A 19,040-nucleotide genomic window follows, 5' to 3' on the forward strand; every position below is an offset into this window, starting at 1 on the left:
GCTGCTCCAGGGCGGTGCAGCGATTTATCTAATTAAATACGTTTGCACCATTTTACAGGATTTACTGCGCGTCCTTTGTGGCGTATTTCAAAGTATAGACCAGAACTTGCCTGTCCGCCGCTTTGGCCTACTAAAGCGAGGGTTTCGCCTTCACGTACCATATCCCCTACATCTCTTAGTAGCGTTTGAGCGTGGCCATATAGGCTCATAAAACCTTCACCATGGTCTACAACAATTACCCATCCATAACCTTTTAGCCAATCGGCAAATACAACTTGCCCGTTGTGCACGCTATTAATATTAGTGCCTTCTTTTGCACCAATTAACACGCCTTTCCAATCAATACCACCATGCTTACGTTGGCCGAATGTGTGCTCTAACTTGCCTTTGCTCGGCCAGTCTAATTTTCCCTTACTCTTATTTAGGCCAAGTAATTCTATTTTTTGTGTTTTTTCTTTTTCGAGCTCTTTAATCGTTGTTACTAAAGTTTGTTGGTTTTCTTTTAAATAATTTATTGAGCTTTTAGTGCTGTTGAGCTGAGCTTGTAAGTTTTTAAGATTAGCTTGGCGTTCACTTTGTGCATTAAGTAATGCAGTTTGACGTCTTTTTTGTTCATCAAATAAAAGCTCTAGTTTTTCTTGTGTTTTAACGAGTTCTTCTTGGTTTTGTACTATTTGCTGTTGAAGATCTTTTAGATCTTCGATTTGTTCAATACGGGCTTTATTTAAGTAATTGTAATAGCTAAGTGTGCGCTCAAACTTGGCTGTGTCTTCTTGATTCAACAGCATTTTAGAGTAGTCGTCGCCACCGGCCATATAGGCACTTTTGAGTTGCGCGGCTAAAATTTTCTGAAACTGAGTGTGCTTTTTATCGAGCTCATCGGCTTTACTTTGTAACTCTTTTTGCTGTGTTTTAGTCTCTTTTACGGATTGCTCTGCCATGTTAAGTGCTTTAGCATTTTTAGCTATATCGAGTTCATGGCTTTTTAGATTTTTTTGTAGCGACGCTATTTTTTTTCTTTGGGCGTTATATTCAGCTTGGCTTTGCTCAAGTGCATTTTGAACCTCTGATAAGTCTTTTTTAGTACGATCTTCATTAGCAACTGCAGATGCAGCCACTAATGAAGTTAGTATCAAACCGCACTTAATTAACCGGTTAATACGTTTGTTCATGTGTTATTTCAACATCATGATAGGCGTACCAGTCATTTCTTTTGGTTGCTCCATACCCATTAAGTGAAGCATTGTTGGGGCTACATCACTCAAGGCTTTACCTTGCATTGGCTCTGCATCGCGACCAACATAAATAAAATGCACCGGTTCGCTAGTGTGGGCAGTATGTGCTTGGCCTGTTTTGAGATCAGCCATTTGCTCAGCATTACCATGATCGGCTGTAATTAGTGCTTCACCACCAAACTCTTCTAGTGCATCAACAACACGTCCGATACAGCTATCTACAGCTTCACAAGCTTTAACAGCGGCTTCAAATACACCTGAGTGACCAACCATATCGCCATTAGGGTAGTTACAAATAATAGCATCGTATTTACCGCTTTTAATTGCTTCTACTAGTTTGTCGGTTAGCATTTCTGAGTTCATTTCAGGTTGTAGGTCGTAGGTTGCTACTTGCGGCGAAGGAATTAGCTCGCGTGTTTCACCTTTAAATTCGCTTTCACGTCCGCCACTAAAGAAAAATGTAACGTGTGCGTATTTTTCGGTTTCTGAAATACGAAGCTGTGTTTTATTATTTTTTTCAAACCATTCACCGAGTACGTTTATTAGTGGTGTAGGTCCAAATGCAACAGGTGCGTCTATATCGGCTGCATACTCTGTCATCATTACAAATGCGCTAAGCTCTGGCGTTCTTTTTTTAGTAAAACCATCAAATTCAGGCTCAACAAAAGCGCGGGTAATTTCGCGGGCTCTATCTGCTCTAAAGTTAGCAAAAATAACGGTGTCACCATCGTTTATTGAAGCCGGAGTGGCACCTGTTGGCGTAATAGTCGTAGCTGCTACAAACTCGTCGTTTTCGTCGCGCTCGTACGCTGCATTAAGTGCTTCAACACCATTATCAAAATTAAAGTCGCCTTCGGCGAGCGTCATTACGTTGTAAGCTTTTTCTACACGGTTCCAACGGTTGTCTCTGTCCATTGCGTAGTAACGGCCAATAAGTGATGCTAAACGTCCGCACTTAAGTTTACTAAATAACGCTTCAATTCGTTCAATTGATGCTTTTGCGCTACGTGGAGGTGTGTCACGGCCGTCTAAAAATGCATGGAAATAGACTTCTTTAGCACCACGTTTTGCCGCCAGCTCAATACTTGCAACTATATGATCTTCATGGCTATGCACACCACCTGGGCTTAAAAGACCCATTATGTGAACCGCTTTACCAGCACTTACTGCTTTGTCTATGTTTTCAACTAAGGCTGGGGTTGAATCAAACTCGCCATCGTTAATTGCTTTGGTGATACGGGTAAAATCTTGATACACAATGCGCCCTGCACCTAAGTTTACATGGCCAACTTCTGAGTTACCCATTTGACCATCAGGAAGACCAACATCTAAACCCGAAGCCGATATTAATGTGTGTGGGCGGGTGGCCCATAAGTTGTCTAATACAGGTGTGTTAGCTGCAAGAATAGCATTACTTTGCGTATCTTCGCGGTGTCCCCAACCGTCTAAAATCATTAATACCAGTGGTTTTTTATGCTCTGTCATAATAGCTCCTGAAAATTAGTATCTGTTGATGGATACTGTGCACCTAAAAAGGTTTATTAGCGTGGTTTTAGCATACCGTGTTTTTAAGCTAGGATCAGCATTGAAAACAAGATATTAAATATTTTTACTTATACCTTATTGACTAACATGAACTCTGCTTGAGATAGATTTATTATCCAGAGTTCTGTTAACTATATATGGGGGGGCTTTATCGTTTTTTAAACGCCTCTAAGTGCTCCTAAACTCGCATTTTAGGTTGGTTTGGGTATACTTGCGTGGCTAAAGTACAAAATAATTAAAACATCACGTTTTAAAACATAATTTCATAGTGGAAGTAGAATGGATCAATATATTGAATTTATTACAAATCATCCCATTTTAAGCCTTGCTTGGGTTGGTATTGTTTTCCTTATTGTTAGTGGCTGGATAAAAAGTAAGCTTTCAGCTGTTCGTCAAATAAATCCCCAGCAGCTTACGTTACTTATTAACCGTGATGACGGTCAAGTAATCGATATACGTGCGCAAAAAGAGTTTAATGCAGGGCGTATTTCTGGTGCTGAGCACTTAAGCCCAGAGAATGCGAAAAAATCTGACTTTTCAAGCCTTGAAAAGTACAAGACTAAACCCATTATAGTTGTATGTACTACAGGTATGACTGCCCAAGGTACTGCAGCCGCTATGAGTAAAGCTGGTTTTGAACGAGTTTACTTATTAGCAGGTGGCATGGGTGCGTGGCAATCTGCCAGCTTACCAACTACAACAGGTCGCTAATCAGTTTAGCTAGGCCGATAGAGGATTTATTATGAGTAATGTTGTTTTATACACCAAGGCGTATTGTCCATTTTGTCAGCGTGCTCTTTCGCTTTTAAACAGCAAAGGCGTTGAATACACAAATTATGATATTGGTGTGCAGCCTGAGCTACGCGATGAAATGATTGCCAAAGCAGGTGGTGCAAGCACAGTACCGCAAATTTTTATTAATGATGAACATATCGGTGGCTGCGACGACATGATGGCTATTGAAGCGCAAGGTAAACTTGACGCTAAGCTAAACGCTTAATTTAATTATAATAACGAACAAGTTAGGAATAACAATGAACGAAGAAAATCAAAACGTAGCAGCTGCTGAAGTTGGCGCACAATTTACTATTCAACGCATTTACACTAAAGATGTATCGTTTGAAACGCCAAACTCTCCGGCCATCTTTCAAAAAGAATGGACACCAGAAGTTAAGCTAGACCTAGATACACGCTCAAACAAGTTGGACGAAGGTGTATTTGAAGTTGTTTTAGCGCTAACTGTAACTGCATCTATTGGTGAAGAAACTGCGTTCTTATGTGAAATTCAACAAGCAGGTATTTTTACTATTGCTGAAGTTGAAGAAGTGCAACTTGCGCACATGCTAGGTGCATTTTGTCCTAACGTGTTATTTCCATATGCACGTGAAGCTGTTTCAAATCTTGTTAACCGTGGTACTTTCCCACAGCTTAACCTTGCGCCAGTTAATTTTGATGCGTTATTTGCACAATACATGCAACAACGTACTGCGCAAGCTGACCAGGCTTCAGCAGACGCATAACTTATGAGTACAGCAACTACAGCTGTTACTGTATTAGGGGCGGGGTCTTACGGCACCGCCCTTGCTATTTGTTTAGCCCGAAATGGTCACCAGGTGACACTTTGGGGAAGAAATAGCGACGACGTTGCCACGCTTGCAGCTGAGCGGAAAAATCAACGTTACTTACCTGATGCTCCTTTCCCAGATACTCTTACTCTTAAAGCTAACTTACAACATGCCGTTGCTAGCAGTGCTATTGTACTTGTTGTTGTGCCAAGCCATGCTTTTGGCGACACGCTTGCGCAAATAAAACCTGCATTGCAAGAGGGTGCTAAAGTAGCGTGGGCAACTAAAGGGCTTGAGCCTAATACTGGACGTTTGTTACAAGAAGTTGCTTTGCAAGAATTGGGTGATGACATACCACTTGCGGTACTTTCGGGGCCTACGTTTGCAAAAGAAATGGCTATGGGGTCACCTACAGCTATTTCAGTGTCTTCTACGTCACCTGAATTTGCGCAGCAACTGGCTGATTTACTTCATTGTGGTCGCTCATTCCGTGTGTATAACAATGATGACTTTATTGGTATACAGCTCGGTGGTGCGGTTAAAAATGTAATTGCAATTGGCGCCGGTATTTCGGACGGTGTAGGTTTTGGTGCTAATGCGCGTACCGCGCTCATTACCCGAGGCCTTGCAGAGCTCACTCGTTTAGGCTGTGCTTTGGGTGCTAAGCCAGAAACCTTTATGGGAATGGCAGGCCTTGGTGATTTAATACTAACCTGTACAGATAACCAATCACGTAATCGTCGATTTGGTTTGGCGTTAGGTAAAGGCGAGAGCGTTGATGCTGCTATTGAGTCTATTGGCCAAGTAGTTGAAGGCTTTAGAAACACTAAAGAAGTGTATTTACTAGCGCAGCGTGCTGGCGTAGAAATGCCAATCACTGAGCAAATTTATAAAGTACTTTATGAAAATAAAGACATGAAAGAAGCCGCTATGGCTCTTTTAGGACGAGAACAACGCGCTGAATAAGCGCTTGAGCTAGGCCTTAACTAAAAAAACCGACATTATGTCGGTTTTTTATTGCCTAACGGATTATATTTACTGGGCGTTAGGGAAGCCCAACTGACGCCACGACTCGTAAACAAACACGGCGACTGCATTTGAAAGGTTCATACTACGGCTATTTGCTTGCATAGGAATACGTACACGCTGATCGTTTGGTAATGCTTGAATCATTTCATCAGGCAGGCCGCGTGTTTCAGGACCAAATACCAAGCAGTCGCCAGCTTCGTAACTTGCTTCATGATGAAACTGACTGCCTTTAGTTGTACAGGCATACACTTTTTTAGGTTTGCATTTTTCAAAGTAGTCCTCAAAAGAGGCATGGCGTTGAACATGGCTAAATTCATGGTAATCAAGGCCCGCACGTTTCACGCGTTTATCGTCCCATTCAAAACCTAATGGCTCAATTAAATGTAATGCATAGCCAGTATTGGCACATAGGCGAATAATATTACCTGTGTTAGGCGGTATTTCAGGTTGGTATAAAACAATATCCAGCATAATGAGCCTTATAAAATAATCTGTAGTTTGACGAAGGGCAGTATACACGAAACCTTTTAAAAAAATGATATACTCAACACATTCAATACAGTGATTAATGGATACACGCGTGCATAACCGTAGCTACGAATTTTGGGTTAAAACTTCCAGCATTGTTACCATGGTCATGGTTAGCTTAATGATCGGCGCAAAAACATGGGCCTGGCTGGCTTCTGGCTCGGCTTCAATGCTTGGCTCGTTAACTGATTCGTTAATGGATATTACTGCCACCGCTATGAGCTTTTTAGTGTTGGGTTACGCACTGCGCCCAGCAGATGATGACCATAGATTTGGACACGGAAAAGCTGAAGCACTTGCAGGACTTGGCCAAGCCGCATTTATTGCTGGATCAGGTTGCCTACTTGCTTTTCATGGTATTGAGCGATTATTTAACCCTATACAGTTAAGCCATTCTTTATTAGGTGTGTGGGTAAGTATTTTTGCTATTGCGTGTACGCTCGTCATTGTATTTGTACAAAACAAAGTGGTTAAGTATACCGATTCAATTGCTATAAAAGCCGACTCAGTACATTACAAAGGCGATTTAATATTAAACGCTGCTGTGCTGTTAGCTATTTTGTTAGCTTATTATGGCGTGTTGTATGCAGATCCTATTTTTGCAATAGGTGTAGCGGGTTACTTACTTTATAACAGCTGGGATATAGCTCGCGATAGTGCCGATCATTTAATGGATAAAGAGCTACCTGATGATGAAAAACAAAGCATATTTGACATAGCCAGAGCCCATGCTGATGTGCATGGCGTGCATGATATTCGTACTCGCCAAGGCGGAAAAGTTAAGTTTATTCAAATGCACTTAGAGCTTGATGATCATTTAAGCTTGATTCGCGCGCACAATGTGGCTGATGAAGTAGAGGCAATGCTCAAAGAACGTTTTGAGTCTGAGGTAGATATACTGATCCACCTCGACCCTTTGTCAGTACTTGTTAAGCCGTCACCGACTCACAAAATTGATAAAAGTTAGTTAATAGCGGCTTTCGAATTTCGTCACGTTCAAAAAGTAGCTCGTGTTTAGCGCCTTCAAAACTCTCAATCGTTGCATGAGCATGCCTTTTTGCAATACTGTACTGTGCTTCGTTGTTTACCACTGTATCGCTAGCTGCACTTGCTATAAACAAAGGGATTGGTACGTTTAGGTTATCAACAGACTTTAAAAACGATATTGTAGCTGCTAGCCAGCCAAACGTAACGCCACCTAATTGTATGTTAGGTTCTAATTTATAGGTTTGCCTAAAGTAGGTGTAACGCTTCTCGCTGCTAGTAAGTACGTTTTCGGTAAATGGGATCGGGTTGTAGTTGCCTTGTCCAAATGCATAGCAAGAATGTAAACCAAGTAAAGTGGCTAATTTAACAATAAACTTCGTTGGTATTTTGGGTACGTCTTTTGTAAAAATATCAAACATAGGAGCAGACAAAAACACGCCTTTATAGCTATTTTCAAATTTTGCTAAATAATCAATAGCAATGGCGCCACCCATTGAATGAGCCAGCATGACTTTTTTACCTTGCCAATGTTTTGAAACTATTTGCTGATCAAAGTTATTTAGGTCACTGCTGTAGTTATTATAATGTTTTACAAAGCCTTTATGTTTATTTTTAAGGTGCCTGTAAGAGCGGCCCTGACCTTGATGATCCATAATAAACACAGCAAAATTATTACAATACAGCTCCCAGAGTAGTTCTTTATATTTTTCTAGGCCTTCAATACGCCCTGTACTTACTACTATTGCGGTTGTCGCGTTTTTAGGGATTGCGTATGCGTAATATAGCTTTCCTGATGGCGTATCTAAGTAGCTTTTAATTAAATTTGAAGTATAAAAAACATTAATGGCCTCTTGATTGCTCTCAAGCTGGGCTTCTGAACTATAAAACATGCTTTACTCTTTTATTAATGGCAAGGTTATATTAGCACACAAGCCACCTAGTTCTTTATTTGATAATACTAAACTGCCACCATGCGCAGTAATAGCATTTTTAGCAATCGCCAGCCCTAAACCCGTACCACCACTTACGCGATCCCGCGCATCTGATTGCCTAAAAAAGGGCTCACAAAGCTTGCTCAGTTGATCATCGGGCACACCAGAGCCATCATCACATATTTCTATATAAATGGCATCTGTGTGCTTTAGAGTAATGCTAATTGTATTGTTTGCGTATTTAATAGCGTTACGAAGTAGGTTTTCAAGCGCACTGGCAATAAGTGTTTCGTCGCAATTAATATTTACCTCTACAGCGCCCACTATATTTAGCTGCTTATTATTTTGTTTTGCTTCAAACTGCGCATCGTTAATAACGTGATCTACAATTATTTGTAATGATTGTTTTTGCAGTGAAAGCGCTTGGCTTTTTGCTTCTAAGCGAGAAACTTGCAGCACGTCTGCAATCATCTTATCAAGTTGGTTTGCTTCTTTTTCTATGCGTAATAAATACGATTGGCTAGCGTCGTTAGCTTGCATTTGCGCAAGACCGGTAGCCATTTTTAAACGCGTAAGGGGCGAGCGTAACTCATGTGATATGTCGGCTAATAAGCGTTTTTGTGAACTAATTAAAAGCTCTAACTGATTGGCCATACTGTTAAAGTCTCGCCCAAGTATTCCCAGCTCATCTTTTCGGTTTACAGGAATGTCGGCTCTTGCGCTTAGGTTGCCCGCTGATAGTTTAATAGCTGCTTTTTTAAGACTATTTATAGGGGCTATTAAGTTACGGCTAAATACAAAGCTTAAAATAAGAGAGGCAACAATTGCGATGACTATTTTCATCCAATTAGGCATAAGCTTAAAGCGCATTAATAGCGGCGGTTGATGGTTAATATCTATTTCATAAAGATAAAAACTCCCTTCAGGCACGTTTATATTAACAGGGCCGAAGGCTTGATATTTTTCAGTAAAAATAATTTGTGGTGACATATTTTGAGTAAAGTTTAATAAACTTAAGTCGATGCTCTCTGGCACCTCTTTACTACTAAGGGAGTCTTCGCTTTGAGCTGCGCTTAAGTATAAAAGTTTACGCTTTGATAGGCGAGGGTGTACTAATACATCGCCTAGGCTGCGCTTATGTTTAATAGCAGTGCGCTCAATACTTTTGGCGGTATATATTAAGTTTTTTTTCATAGGGCCATAAAGCGGCTCGTTAGTTACCGCGTTAATAGCGGTAATGTTACTTAAAAATATAAGCGCTGCAACGGTGCCGATTATAGTTAACCAAAACCAAATAAATATTTTAAAAAACAGGTAGTGCCCAGGGTGTTTTAACCAAGCAAAGTAAGTGCTTTTATTCGCCTTGGATAAAGACATAACCCGTACCTCTCATTGTTTTAATTCGCTCACCTGGAATATGCTCTGCTATTTTTTTGCGGATATTACTTACATGCATATCGATAGAGCGATCAAAAGAAGCTAAACGCCTACCTAGTACTTCTTCACTAATTTGCTCTTTACTAACCACTTCACCTGCATTTTTACACAATAGCGTGAGTATTTCGTACTCTGTACCAGTAAGCGTTAGTGTAGAGCCGTCTATTGAGGCTTCTCGAGCTGCAAGGTTAACAGTAATGCCATTAACGAGTAACTTACTCGTTGTAGCTATATTTAAACTATTAATGTGCTCTATACGGCGAGTTATCGCTTTTACGCGGGCTAGTAATTCACGATGATTAAAAGGCTTTGGAATGTAATCGTCAGCGCCTAGCTCTAGACCAAAAATACGGTCAAAGTCTTCACCTTTTGCTGTAAGCATTATTACCGGTGTGAGTTTTGTTTGCCTAAGTTGTTTAAGTACTTCAAAACCATCAAGCGTTGGTAACATTACATCTAGCAATATAAGGGCGTAGTCATTTGCTTGTGCTAGTTTAAGGCCTTGTTCACCGTCGTGTACGCTTTGTATTTCAAAGCCTTGGACAGTTAAATATTCACTTAATAGCTCACAAAGGCCAGTGTCGTCATCAATCATTAATAGTCTCATTTACAAACCCTTAGAGTTGTTTATAGCGTTATTTTACCCGCTAAATAGTGCAAAGGTGAATCTTTACACAACCTTTACACTGCTTTGCGTTACTTTGCGTTGAGTTAGGTATAGTTAACTCACTGGCTTAGCAGCCACAACCAACCCAATATTAAGGTAATGATTATGACTAAATTAAACACACTTTCAAAATTAGTACTTATCTGTGGCTTAGCAACAGCAACGCTTGGTGCTGGTAGCGTGTTAGCTAAAGGCGACGGACATAAGCAAGGCCATTCTCAAGCTCGTTTTTTACTTTCTGAGCGCGGCGTTGAAAAATTAAACCTAACAGATGAGCAGCAAACTAAGCTAAAGGCTATTTTTGAAGCGCAAAAAACACAAATGAAAGCTCTGCGTGGCGACGATAAAGAAGCCCGTAAAGCGATGCGTGAAGCGCACAAAGCAAAAATGGATGCATTACTTTCGGCTGCGACATTTGACGAAAATGCAGCAAAAGAGCTATTAAATGAACGCCGCGAAAAAGGTGAGCAATTTGGTTTAATTAAACTAAAAACACAACACCAAGTAATGCAAGTGCTTAACGCTGAGCAAAAAGAGAAGTTTGCTAAAATGCAAAAGCGTATGAATAAAAAGCACCGTAAACAAAAAAGTTAATTTTACTTTTTTGTAAATACTAAAAAACCAGCGTAATGCTGGTTTTTGTATTTAGGGCATTATGAAGATAAATTATTTAAAAAAGTCATCTTCATTTTTAGCCATCATTGCCTCAATATCTTCTATCATGTCTTGGCTAAACTCTTGTGCCGAGGTGATTGGTGCAGAAATTTTATTATTTTCGAACGACCATTCACCTAAATCAATTAGTTGGCAGCGCTTTGAGCAAAAAGGGCGAAATGGGCTTTGCTCTGACCATTCAACTTTAGTTTTACAGGTTGGGCAGTTTACAACAGTAGGCATAAATTACTCTCTACAAATTTTTGGTGCATATTACATTACTTAGATATGAGTCTCTAGCTATAAGGCTCTGAGCTTAGAGCCTTATCTTTTACTGTGGGACTTTAAAAATTGGTTACGCGGTTTATTTCACCAAGGGATGTAAGGCCATCGGCTGCTTTGCGTAAACCCGATAAACGTAAATTATTAAAACCGGCTTTAAGTGATACCTCTGCTATTTCAAGCGAATTTCCACCGCGCATAATAATTTGGGCAATTTCAGGAGTAATTTGCATTACTTCGTAAATACCCACACGCCCTTTGTAACCATCAGTACAGCTATCACACCCTTTAGGCATATATAACGTCATTTCTTCAATTTGCTCGGCACTAAATCCTTGGCGAGCAAGTTCTTCACTCGGAAGTTGTTCTGGCGTTTTACATTTAGGGCACAAGCGACGTGCTAAACGCTGGGCTATTATTAAGCTAATCGAACTTGCTACGTTATAAGCAGGTACACCCATATTTAATAAACGAGTGATTGTTTCCGGCGCTGAGTTTGTATGCAATGTTGATAAAACCAAGTGACCTGTTTGCGCCGCTTTTATTGATATTTCTGCGGTCTCTAAGTCACGTATTTCACCTACCATAACTACATCAGGATCTTGACGTAAAAATGCGCGCAGTGCGTTGGCAAAAGTCATGTCGGCTTTAATATTTATTTGTACTTGGTTTACACCTTCAAGGTTAATCTCAACCGGATCTTCCGCAGTACTAATATTACGCTCAGGTTGGTTTAGTATATTTAAACCTGTGTATAGCGATACTGTTTTACCAGAACCCGTTGGCCCTGTTACAAGTATCATCCCTTGAGGCTGGGCAAGCGCGTCCATGTAGAGCTTTTTCTGCTCAGGCTCATAGCCTAATACATCAATGCCTAACATAGCGCTTGATGAATCAAGGATACGCATTACTATTTTTTCGCCCCACAAGGTAGGCATGGTACTTACACGAAAGTCGATACTTTTGCGTTCAGTAATTTTTAGCTTTATACGACCATCTTGTGGTTTGCGTTTTTCGGCAATATCGAGTCGCGACATTACTTTAATACGCGCAGAAAGCTTGGTTGCTAATGTATTAGGTGGGCTTGCCACTTCATGCAAAATGCCATCAATACGAAAGCGAATACGGTACTTGTGCTCATACGGTTCAAAATGTAAATCAGAGGCGCCTTTTTTAATGGCATCCATTAAAATTTTGTTGATATATACGATGATAGGCGCATCATCTTTATCGTCATCTTGTGGTGCTGTATCTCTTTGGCTTTCTGAGTCTAAATCAGCAAATTCTTGAAACTCGTCATCAGTTAGATTTAAGCTGCCAGTGGCATCTAGCAACTGCTCAATTTTGTTATCGAGTTGAATATAATCAACAACAACAATTTCGCATGAAAGACCGGTACTAAACTCAAAGTTTTCGAATGCGCCGTAATCTGTTGGGTCTGATGCTGCTATATAAACTTTTCGATCTTTTTGAACAAGCGGCAAAATATGATGTTTACGTATAAGTTTTTCTTTTACGAGATCGGCCGGGATTCTTGTAGGATCAAAGTCTTTTAAATCAAAATAAGGTACGCGAAACAAATCAATGCATTGTTCAGCTAAATCTTTACTATCGATTTTTCCACATTTAGAAATAAGCTCAGCTGTTGAGGCAAATTCATTTTGTTTGTTTTTAACCGTGTCGGCATCAATGCGGCCAAGGGTTATAAATTTTCTCAATAACGGTGAGTTAATATTCATTGCGCACCTGTTTTATTCCTTCAATAGTAAGCAATTTATCAGAAAAAAGAAGGTGATTACATCACCTTTCATTCTTTGTTGTGATTTTACTAACTAAAATACGAGTTTGTGTGAGTTAGGACAGTGTTAATGTGAGTTAGTTTTGTTGTGTAATGCATATTGTAGGTACTTTTTATGAAGATCAACAAGTTCTATATGCACTAGGTTTAAACTACGGACGTTATTTAAAATATCATCCGCTTTTTGCTGTTTATCGGCACGTGACATTTGCGAGGCAATAATACTTTTAACTTGCTCACTACTTGTGTTGTCACGTTTTGCTGTACGCGCTACTTGTACAGAGGTTGGTACGTCAATAAGTAAGGTATGGTCGCAATATTTATCAAGGTTGTTTTCAAACAATAAAGGCGCTACTAAAACAACATAAGGGCTAGTTGCATTATTTAAATCGTTTAGTATTTTTATCCGAATAAGAGGGTGTAGCAACGCATTAAGCCATTCTTTGTCACTGTTGTTAGTGAATATTTTTGCGCGCAATTCTGCTCTATTTAATGTGCCATCAGGCAATAAAATATCTTTGCCAAAGTGTGCTGTAATCGCTTTTAGCCCTTTGCTATTTGGGAGTACGACTTCACGTGCAATTATATCGGCATCAACTATTGTAATCCCAAGCTCTACAAACATGTTACTGATGGCCGTTTTACCACAGCCAATACCGCCTGTTAAGCCTAATACCCAGCTGTTTACTTTAGTTATTTGCTCACTCATTTTAATAACCTATTAAATTAAAATAAGCGCCTTGAATTTGGTTGCCCCAAAGCATAGTGATCCAGCCTGCTATCGCTAAATAAGGGCCAAAAGGGATAGGGGTCGCTTTGTCTTTACCTTGTATGCTCAACAGCGCAATACCTATAATGGCACCTACTACGCTCGAAAGCAGAATAATAGTAAGCAATGACTGCCAGCCAAGTAACGCCCCAAATACAGCAAGCAACTTAAAATCGCCATAACCCATGCCTTCTTTACCGGTTAATAACTTAAATAGCCAAAACACGCTCCATAGACTTAAATAACCACAAGCCGCACCAATAATGGCATCGGTTGGTGTAATTGTGTAACCCATTACCGAGGTAATAAGTGCAAGCCAAACAAGCGGAAGTGTAAGTTGATCTGGCAGCAGCATGTGGTCAATATCAATAAAGGTCAGTGCTACTAAAATCCACGTTACAAAAATATATAATAAAGCTTGCTCGGTAGCACCAAAGCTATAGGCAACAATTAAACTTAATAGGGCAGTAATTAGCTCTACAGCAGGGTATCGGGCCGAAATAGGATTACTGCAGCTTGCGCATTTACCTTTAAGTATTAACCAACTAATAATAGGAATATTCTGCCAAGGCTTAATGGCTGTTTTGCATTTAGGGCAGGTAGAGTTGGGTTTTACTAAGTTAAAAGGCTTATTGATATTGGCTTGTTTAGATTTATTAGCTGTAAGCTCATCATCTAGCAATATGCGGCATTCGCTTTGCCACTCACGTTGCATCATCAACGGTAAGCGATAAATAACCACATTTAAAAAACTACCAATACATAAACTAATTAAGCCAATAGTGGTTAAATAAAACCACAACTGGCTTTGCATTACTTCAATAATACTTTGCATTATGTTACCTGAAAACTGTTCTAAAAGATTAAGTGTCTAAAAATTAAGTGAAATTATTATCACAAAGAGAAATAAAAGAGAGTAAATGAGAAGACATTAATAGCTATGCCTTACCAAAAAGTAAGCCCCTCTTTTATTTTCTGTAAATTGTTATTTTTAGTAATTAAATAACAGAGCCAAGTTGGAAAATAGGCAAGTACATCGCAACAATCAAGCCACCAACAAGTACACCCAGTACGGCCATAATAAGTGGCTCAAGTAGGCTTGAAAGGCCATCTACTGCATCATCAACTTCTTGCTCGTAAATAGTCGCTACTTTAGCAAGCATGCCGTCTAGTGAGCCAGATTCTTCACCAATCGCAACCATTTGTATTACCATATCAGGAAATATTTTTGAGTTACGCATTGCCCAGTTCATCTGATTACCTGAGCTCACTTCTACTTTGATATCTAAAATAGCGTAACGATAAACAGCATTACCTGAAGCGCCTGCGGCAGAGTCAAGCGCATCAACCAGCGGCACACCTGCAGCAAATGTAGTCGAAAGAGTTCGTGCATAGCGAGCAACTGCTGCTTTATTTAAAATCATGCCAATAACAGGCAGTTTAAGTATAGCTCGGTCGGTTGCATCTCTGAGTTTTAAACTTCTAAGCTTGGCTTCTTTAAAAGCGTATCCAAAAGCTACAATAGCGATTAGTATCATCCACCAATATGCTTGCATAAAGTCTGATATGCCAATAACAAACAAAGTGAATGCAGGAAGCTCTGCCCCAAAACCTGCAAATATATCTTGAAACTGCGGCACTACAAATATTAATAGTATTGAGGTTACAATGCCGGCAATTACTAATACTGAAATAGGATAGAACATCGCTTTTTTAATTTTTGATTTTAGCGCTTCGGACTTTTCTTTATATAAAGCAACTCGGTCAAATATTTTATCAAGTGCACCAGATTGCTCGCCAGAGGCTACAAGGTCGCAATATAAATCATCAAAATAACGTGGGTGTTTTCTAAGTGCTGTAGATAACGGTTGACCCGCTTTTACTTCATCAGCAATAGTCTCCATTAATTTGGCTACACTTTTATTGGTCGAGCCAGAGCCAATCATTTCAATGGCCTGTATTAAAGGAACGCCCGCCATCAACATAGTCGCAATTTGGCGAGTAAGTAGTGCTATATCTTTAGGGGTTACCTTTTGAACACTTTGAATACCAAACAGTGGTTTTGCTTTACGCTTCACTTTTGAGGGAGTGATACCTTGCTTTCGAAGCTGAGCTTTTACTAGTGCAATACTATTACCTGTAAGCTCACCTTCAAGTTTCTTCCCTCGTGCACTAACGCCTACCCACTGAAAAGTATCGATGCCTTTATCTTGTTGTTTTTTTGCCATTAAGGGTACCCAGCTGAATTTGGTTTAAACTTCATTATTACAAGCATAACTTAAACAAATGATTCTTGGTAGAAAAGTTGAAGCGCTTTAAAATCGCTGTCCTACGGACCAAAATCTAGGTCCATAAATATAGCCCTTATCTGGGTCAATATTATTATATATGCTTATCGCTTTTTGTAAGTAAAGGTACCATGCAAAAACAAATAAAATGGTTACTAAAGCTTTTAAGTCTTTATTTATTGAAATGCTTTGGCCTCTTTTTTTATCAACTCTACCAAGTAGCAACCCCCACATTATAAATAAGAGTGTTTGCGAAACCGGCATTACATGCACACCAGAAAATAGTGAGTATGTAATACCTATAGCAAAAGAGTAAAAGAGGCTTTCAGTAATGATATCTTTTTTATGTTGCTTTAAATGTGTAATCGCTTTTCTAAAGGTAGTAAAAACAACTGTTAAAATACATATAAGGGCGATTAGTCCCCACTCATTTAAAATTTCAATTACCGAATTATGAGGGTGACTAAAAGGAGCTGAACTGCCAAGTGACATTTCAAACACTCCAGGACCATTGCCGATAAATAAATGCTTTAAAGATAGATTAGAAAGAGTATTAAACCATAAATCAATTCGGCCTGAGGAGGATGTGCGTAGTATTTCGGCCCCCCCTTTATTTAATGAATCCAGAGCATAAAAAGTAATACAGCTTAAAGCAAGGCAGACTAATCCAATAAGTACTTGTTTTTTTAGTGTGGTTTTTAAAGCGAGAGCAAAAATAGAGATGGCTAAAAATGAGAGTAAAGCCCCACGAGCTTGGCCAATAAATATTAATAATAGGTTTAAAAACAAAATAATAAATACAATGCGCTGAATGCTTTTAAATTTTAGGAGTAACACTAAAAATGGAAGAATAAATACCTGTACTTGATTAAAAAAGCGAATATTAATAAAGCCTGAGTAAATTATGTATGGATTTAAAGGTTGCTGCTCAGAAAGTGTAAAAATTATATTGAGTAGGCATATTAAAATTAAGCTCGTATGAGCTATCAATAATGCATAAATAATAAATAAAATAGACCTTTTGTCATTTATGGTACTTACGTAATACATAGTTAAAATAAGTGAGCTTATATGAAACGTGTACAGCAAACTAAAACTTTGCTCCATACTCATAGATGAAGATAAGCAACCAAAAAATATGAAAAACAAAAATAAGACTGCATTTTTTATATTTATTGGAAGCTTGAAAATGGGCTTCTTATTGAATATAAAAATATAAAAAATGAGAAGATATGTACTGATTAAGAAAATTATCTGAATAATTCTTTGATGGTTATGGTAGTCATAAGAGTAGGTAGAGAAAAAAGGAGTGAAAGCAAACAAAAAGAAAATAACGATAGAAAATTTCACTGAGATTCTTCTCTGGTTGTAACCCGTTTTTTTAGAAGTTTAATAAAAAAGCGCCAAAGAGGCGCTTTTTAAAATAAAACTAACATGTTATGAATGTGGACAGCTTTTAGGTGCTAAGTCAGTAGCATCCCCAGACAAACCGGTTGTTGCACAAGTCCAAGCTCCAGTAGCATTTCTACTCCAAGTTAATACCGCATCAGTTATTTGTGATGGAGCATTTAATATTGAGCAAGATATCGTGCCTTCACCATCAGTCATTTCCGCTTCAATTGTACAGTTTTGAGTAGATGCATTTTTAATTGCTTTTATAGCGTCAACATCAGCAACATCTTCACCATTATTTGCTAAAATTTCCATTTCAGTTTTAGCTCCAGTGATTTCTGCTAAACCAGCTGTTAATTTTGATGATGCTTGGTAATTTGAATATGCAGGCAATGCAATTGCAGCAAGAATACCGATGATTGCTACTACAATCATTAATTCAATTAGGGTGAAACCCTGTTGTTTTTGAGTCATTGTTTTCATGTTTCCTCTCCTAAAGGATAGATTTTTGTAACTTAAATCACTTAAGCGGCAAAATGCCTCACTTAATTTAACTGATTTACTTTACAGTTTTACTTAAAATTAATTTTATTACACTTTAGCTTTAGAGTATGAAACACAAAAGCCGAATGTGAATTCATTATGTTTAGTACTAATTATAAAAGTTTACTAAATGCACTACATGTTGTAGCAACAAATAGTATAGGCATAAAGTAAGTAGTTTAGTTGCTTTAGTTTTTAATTATGTCTTTAAAAACTAAAGGTACTAGTTATTTATGACTACCTTTTTAAATAAAATAGTACAACAGAATTAGTCTACCATTTTATTTTAGTATTTAGCACGTATCTTCTTATAAAAAAGCGATTTTATTTAACAATTTGTTACAAAGTAAGCCTTTTGGGCTATTTAATGCTTTTTTACTTAACTTGTCAATTAATTAGCGGTATTAATTACCCATTATTGCTTTAAAATTGTTCAAAACGCATCGATAAATCGATTGATTGTAAGTTTTTTGTTAATGCCCCGCTTGATATAAAATCGACACCTGCTTGTGAATAAGTTTTGAGCGTTTCTAGGGTCATATTGCCTGAAACCTCTAGTTTTGCGCGCTTATTGGTTAAAATTACAGCTTGCTTAATTTGCTCTACGCTAAAGTTGTCTAGCATAATTATGTCGGCGCCAGCTTCAATTGCTTGCTTAAGTTCAGGGAGGGACTCTACTTCTACTTCGACAGGTTTGTTTGGGTGATTTTGTTTAGCTTGAGCAACGGCTTTGTTTATTGTGCCACAAGCCGCTATATGATTTTCTTTAATTAAAAATGCGTCAAATAAACCAATACGATGATTTGCACCGCCGCCACATTTTACTGCGTATTTTTGAAGTGCTCTAAGGCCTGGTATGGTTTTGCGTGTATCGAGTAGTTGCGTTGTTGTGCCGCTTAGCTCTTTTACATAATGTGCTGTAGTAGTGGCTGTGCCCGATAACGTTTGCACAAAGTTAAGTGCAGTTCGCTCGGCAGTTAATATTGAACGCGCTGAACCAGTGGCTGTAAATAATGTGCTGTTTGCTTTAACTGCGTCGCCATCATTAATAAGTACATTAACCTTAACGCTTGGGTCTACTTGTTTAAATACTTCAAGGATGATGTCTTTTCCGCAAAAAATACAGTCTTCGCGGGTGATTACTTTGGCGTTTGCTTGCTCATTTTGAGGGATCAATTGCGCGGTAATATCGCCTTCTTGTGCTGTTTGATAATTTAAATCTTCGTCAAGTGCAAGAGTAACAAGCTGAGTAATAAGAGTGTGCGAAATAGACATGGAATGCTCATAAGCGTTAATAAATTAGGCAAATTTTACTATGTTTAAATAACTAATAGAAGCGCTTTTAAATGAGCAGGGGTTATTACACCTACATATATAGCATGGCTACTA

20 protein-coding genes are annotated in these 19,040 nt (G+C 38.7%); 6 read left to right on the forward strand and 14 right to left on the reverse strand.

Translation table 11 applies throughout. The features are described from left to right. Positions 1-32: 32 nt before the first annotated feature. Both H5092_RS03350 and gpmM read right to left on the reverse strand, forming a co-directional pair. Positions 33-1,172: a murein hydrolase activator EnvC gene (locus H5092_RS03350; RefSeq protein ID WP_024603730.1), complete on the reverse strand. Its 1,140-nt coding sequence runs from the start codon at positions 1,170-1,172 to the stop codon at positions 33-35. A 3-nt stretch (positions 1,173-1,175) separates the two neighbouring features. After that, positions 1,176-2,720: a 2,3-bisphosphoglycerate-independent phosphoglycerate mutase gene (gene gpmM, locus H5092_RS03355; RefSeq protein WP_002957786.1), complete on the reverse strand. Its 1,545-nt coding sequence runs from the start codon at positions 2,718-2,720 to the stop codon at positions 1,176-1,178. 339 nt (positions 2,721-3,059) lie between these two features. On the opposite strand from gpmM, the gene H5092_RS03360 reads away from it, so the two are divergent. From H5092_RS03360 to gpsA, 4 genes are read left to right on the forward strand one after another with little or no spacing between them, the layout of a single operon-like run. Next, positions 3,060-3,491 (forward strand): rhodanese-like domain-containing protein, encoded by a 432-nt coding sequence (locus tag H5092_RS03360; protein ID WP_002957784.1) that lies wholly within the window; start codon positions 3,060-3,062, stop codon positions 3,489-3,491. A gap of 31 nt (positions 3,492-3,522) precedes the next feature. Further along, the gene (grxC, locus tag H5092_RS03365; RefSeq protein ID WP_002957783.1) at positions 3,523-3,780 is read left to right on the forward strand and encodes a glutaredoxin 3; all 258 of its coding nucleotides are present in this window, start codon (positions 3,523-3,525) and stop codon (positions 3,778-3,780) included. 34 nt (positions 3,781-3,814) lie between these two features. Continuing rightward, the gene (gene secB, locus H5092_RS03370; protein WP_182732897.1) at positions 3,815-4,300 is read left to right on the forward strand and encodes a protein-export chaperone SecB; all 486 of its coding nucleotides are present in this window, start codon (positions 3,815-3,817) and stop codon (positions 4,298-4,300) included. Positions 4,301-4,303: 3 nt separating this feature from the next. Then, positions 4,304-5,311 (forward strand): NAD(P)H-dependent glycerol-3-phosphate dehydrogenase, encoded by a 1,008-nt coding sequence (gpsA, locus tag H5092_RS03375; protein WP_182715882.1) that lies wholly within the window; start codon positions 4,304-4,306, stop codon positions 5,309-5,311. A 69-nt stretch (positions 5,312-5,380) separates the two neighbouring features. On the opposite strand, the gene trmL is transcribed toward gpsA, so the two are convergent. After that, entirely contained in the window at positions 5,381-5,845 is a 465-nt protein-coding gene (gene trmL, locus H5092_RS03380) for a tRNA (uridine(34)/cytosine(34)/5-carboxymethylaminomethyluridine(34)-2'-O)-methyltransferase TrmL (RefSeq protein ID WP_182732898.1), read from the reverse strand. 160 nt (positions 5,846-6,005) lie between these two features. On the opposite strand from trmL, the gene H5092_RS03385 reads away from it, so the two are divergent. Continuing rightward, positions 6,006-6,869 carry a cation diffusion facilitator family transporter gene (locus H5092_RS03385; RefSeq protein ID WP_076914922.1) on the forward strand — a complete coding sequence of 288 codons (864 nt, stop codon included), beginning with the start codon at positions 6,006-6,008 and terminating at the stop codon, positions 6,867-6,869. Here the strand turns inward: H5092_RS03385 and H5092_RS03390 are convergent. From H5092_RS03390 to H5092_RS03400, 3 genes are read right to left on the reverse strand one after another with little or no spacing between them, the layout of a single operon-like run. Next, positions 6,832-7,779 carry an alpha/beta fold hydrolase gene (locus H5092_RS03390; protein ID WP_182732899.1) on the reverse strand — a complete coding sequence of 316 codons (948 nt, stop codon included), beginning with the start codon at positions 7,777-7,779 and terminating at the stop codon, positions 6,832-6,834. The two genes, H5092_RS03385 and H5092_RS03390, sit on opposite strands and share 38 nt — an antisense overlap. 3 nt (positions 7,780-7,782) lie before the next feature. Further along, positions 7,783-9,198 (reverse strand): ATP-binding protein, encoded by a 1,416-nt coding sequence (locus H5092_RS03395; protein ID WP_182732900.1) that lies wholly within the window; start codon positions 9,196-9,198, stop codon positions 7,783-7,785. Continuing rightward, on the reverse strand, positions 9,176-9,865 hold the full coding sequence (locus tag H5092_RS03400) for a response regulator (protein ID WP_024597563.1): 690 nt from the start codon (positions 9,863-9,865) through the stop codon (positions 9,176-9,178). Before H5092_RS03400 ends, H5092_RS03395 begins: the two co-directional genes overlap by 23 nt. Before the next feature lie 165 nt (positions 9,866-10,030). Between H5092_RS03400 and H5092_RS03405 the strand changes: the two genes are divergently transcribed. Then, entirely contained in the window at positions 10,031-10,519 is a 489-nt protein-coding gene (locus tag H5092_RS03405; RefSeq protein ID WP_182695579.1) for a periplasmic heavy metal sensor, read from the forward strand. Between the two features lie 72 nt (positions 10,520-10,591). Here H5092_RS03405 and yacG read toward each other — a convergent pair whose 3' ends face one another. The 8 genes from yacG to nadC all read right to left on the reverse strand — a co-directional run bounded on the left by yacG (position 10,592) and on the right by nadC (position 18,926). Beyond that, on the reverse strand, positions 10,592-10,822 hold the full coding sequence (yacG, locus tag H5092_RS03410; protein ID WP_024597564.1) for a DNA gyrase inhibitor YacG: 231 nt from the start codon (positions 10,820-10,822) through the stop codon (positions 10,592-10,594). A gap of 101 nt (positions 10,823-10,923) precedes the next feature. Then, positions 10,924-12,600, reverse strand: a complete 1,677-nt coding sequence (pilB, locus tag H5092_RS03415; protein ID WP_002957773.1) for a type IV-A pilus assembly ATPase PilB — start codon at positions 12,598-12,600, stop codon at positions 10,924-10,926. A 126-nt stretch (positions 12,601-12,726) separates the two neighbouring features. After that, positions 12,727-13,368: a dephospho-CoA kinase gene (coaE, locus tag H5092_RS03420; protein ID WP_182715885.1), complete on the reverse strand. Its 642-nt coding sequence runs from the start codon at positions 13,366-13,368 to the stop codon at positions 12,727-12,729. 1 nt (position 13,369) lies between these two features. Continuing rightward, positions 13,370-14,263, reverse strand: coding sequence for an A24 family peptidase (locus tag H5092_RS03425; protein ID WP_182715886.1), 894 nt, complete (start codon positions 14,261-14,263; stop codon positions 13,370-13,372). A 163-nt stretch (positions 14,264-14,426) separates the two neighbouring features. Continuing rightward, entirely contained in the window at positions 14,427-15,656 is a 1,230-nt protein-coding gene (locus H5092_RS03430) for a type II secretion system F family protein (protein WP_182715887.1), read from the reverse strand. An 87-nt stretch (positions 15,657-15,743) separates the two neighbouring features. Then, positions 15,744-17,066 carry an O-antigen ligase family protein gene (locus tag H5092_RS03435; protein WP_310736001.1) on the reverse strand — a complete coding sequence of 441 codons (1,323 nt, stop codon included), beginning with the start codon at positions 17,064-17,066 and terminating at the stop codon, positions 15,744-15,746. Positions 17,067-17,153: 87 nt separating this feature from the next. Further along, entirely contained in the window at positions 17,154-17,591 is a 438-nt protein-coding gene (locus H5092_RS03440; RefSeq protein WP_182732901.1) for a pilin, read from the reverse strand. A gap of 483 nt (positions 17,592-18,074) precedes the next feature. Continuing rightward, positions 18,075-18,926, reverse strand: coding sequence for a carboxylating nicotinate-nucleotide diphosphorylase (gene nadC, locus H5092_RS03445; protein WP_182193949.1), 852 nt, complete (start codon positions 18,924-18,926; stop codon positions 18,075-18,077). Positions 18,927-19,040 lie beyond the last annotated feature (114 nt).

This window comes from Pseudoalteromonas sp. SR41-7 (genome assembly GCF_014163935.1).
In the GTDB taxonomy this organism is placed as follows: domain Bacteria; phylum Pseudomonadota; class Gammaproteobacteria; order Enterobacterales; family Alteromonadaceae; genus Pseudoalteromonas; species Pseudoalteromonas distincta.

Bases quoted from the DNA above. Each gene is read 5' to 3' on its own strand.
- H5092_RS03405 (WP_182695579.1), top strand. From the start codon at position 10,031: ATGACTAAATTAAACACACTTTCAAAATTAGTACTTATCTGTGGCTTA.
- pilB (WP_002957773.1), bottom strand. From the start codon at position 12,600: ATGAATATTAACTCACCGTTATTGAGAAAATTTATAACCCTTGGCCGC.
- H5092_RS03390 (WP_182732899.1), bottom strand. From the start codon at position 7,779: ATGTTTTATAGTTCAGAAGCCCAGCTTGAGAGCAATCAAGAGGCCATT.
- yacG (WP_024597564.1), bottom strand. From the start codon at position 10,822: ATGCCTACTGTTGTAAACTGCCCAACCTGTAAAACTAAAGTTGAATGG.
- H5092_RS03440 (WP_182732901.1), bottom strand. From the start codon at position 17,591: ATGAAAACAATGACTCAAAAACAACAGGGTTTCACCCTAATTGAATTA.
- H5092_RS03360 (WP_002957784.1), top strand. From the start codon at position 3,060: ATGGATCAATATATTGAATTTATTACAAATCATCCCATTTTAAGCCTT.
- nadC (WP_182193949.1), bottom strand. From the start codon at position 18,926: ATGTCTATTTCGCACACTCTTATTACTCAGCTTGTTACTCTTGCACTT.
- H5092_RS03430 (WP_182715887.1), bottom strand. From the start codon at position 15,656: ATGGCAAAAAAACAACAAGATAAAGGCATCGATACTTTTCAGTGGGTA.
- coaE (WP_182715885.1), bottom strand. From the start codon at position 13,368: ATGAGTGAGCAAATAACTAAAGTAAACAGCTGGGTATTAGGCTTAACA.
- H5092_RS03425 (WP_182715886.1), bottom strand. From the start codon at position 14,263: ATGCAAAGTATTATTGAAGTAATGCAAAGCCAGTTGTGGTTTTATTTA.
- trmL (WP_182732898.1), bottom strand. From the start codon at position 5,845: ATGCTGGATATTGTTTTATACCAACCTGAAATACCGCCTAACACAGGT.
- grxC (WP_002957783.1), top strand. From the start codon at position 3,523: ATGAGTAATGTTGTTTTATACACCAAGGCGTATTGTCCATTTTGTCAG.
- H5092_RS03385 (WP_076914922.1), top strand. From the start codon at position 6,006: ATGGTCATGGTTAGCTTAATGATCGGCGCAAAAACATGGGCCTGGCTG.
- H5092_RS03350 (WP_024603730.1), bottom strand. From the start codon at position 1,172: ATGAACAAACGTATTAACCGGTTAATTAAGTGCGGTTTGATACTAACT.
- H5092_RS03400 (WP_024597563.1), bottom strand. From the start codon at position 9,865: ATGAGACTATTAATGATTGATGACGACACTGGCCTTTGTGAGCTATTA.
- H5092_RS03395 (WP_182732900.1), bottom strand. From the start codon at position 9,198: ATGTCTTTATCCAAGGCGAATAAAAGCACTTACTTTGCTTGGTTAAAA.
- secB (WP_182732897.1), top strand. From the start codon at position 3,815: ATGAACGAAGAAAATCAAAACGTAGCAGCTGCTGAAGTTGGCGCACAA.
- gpmM (WP_002957786.1), bottom strand. From the start codon at position 2,720: ATGACAGAGCATAAAAAACCACTGGTATTAATGATTTTAGACGGTTGG.
- gpsA (WP_182715882.1), top strand. From the start codon at position 4,304: ATGAGTACAGCAACTACAGCTGTTACTGTATTAGGGGCGGGGTCTTAC.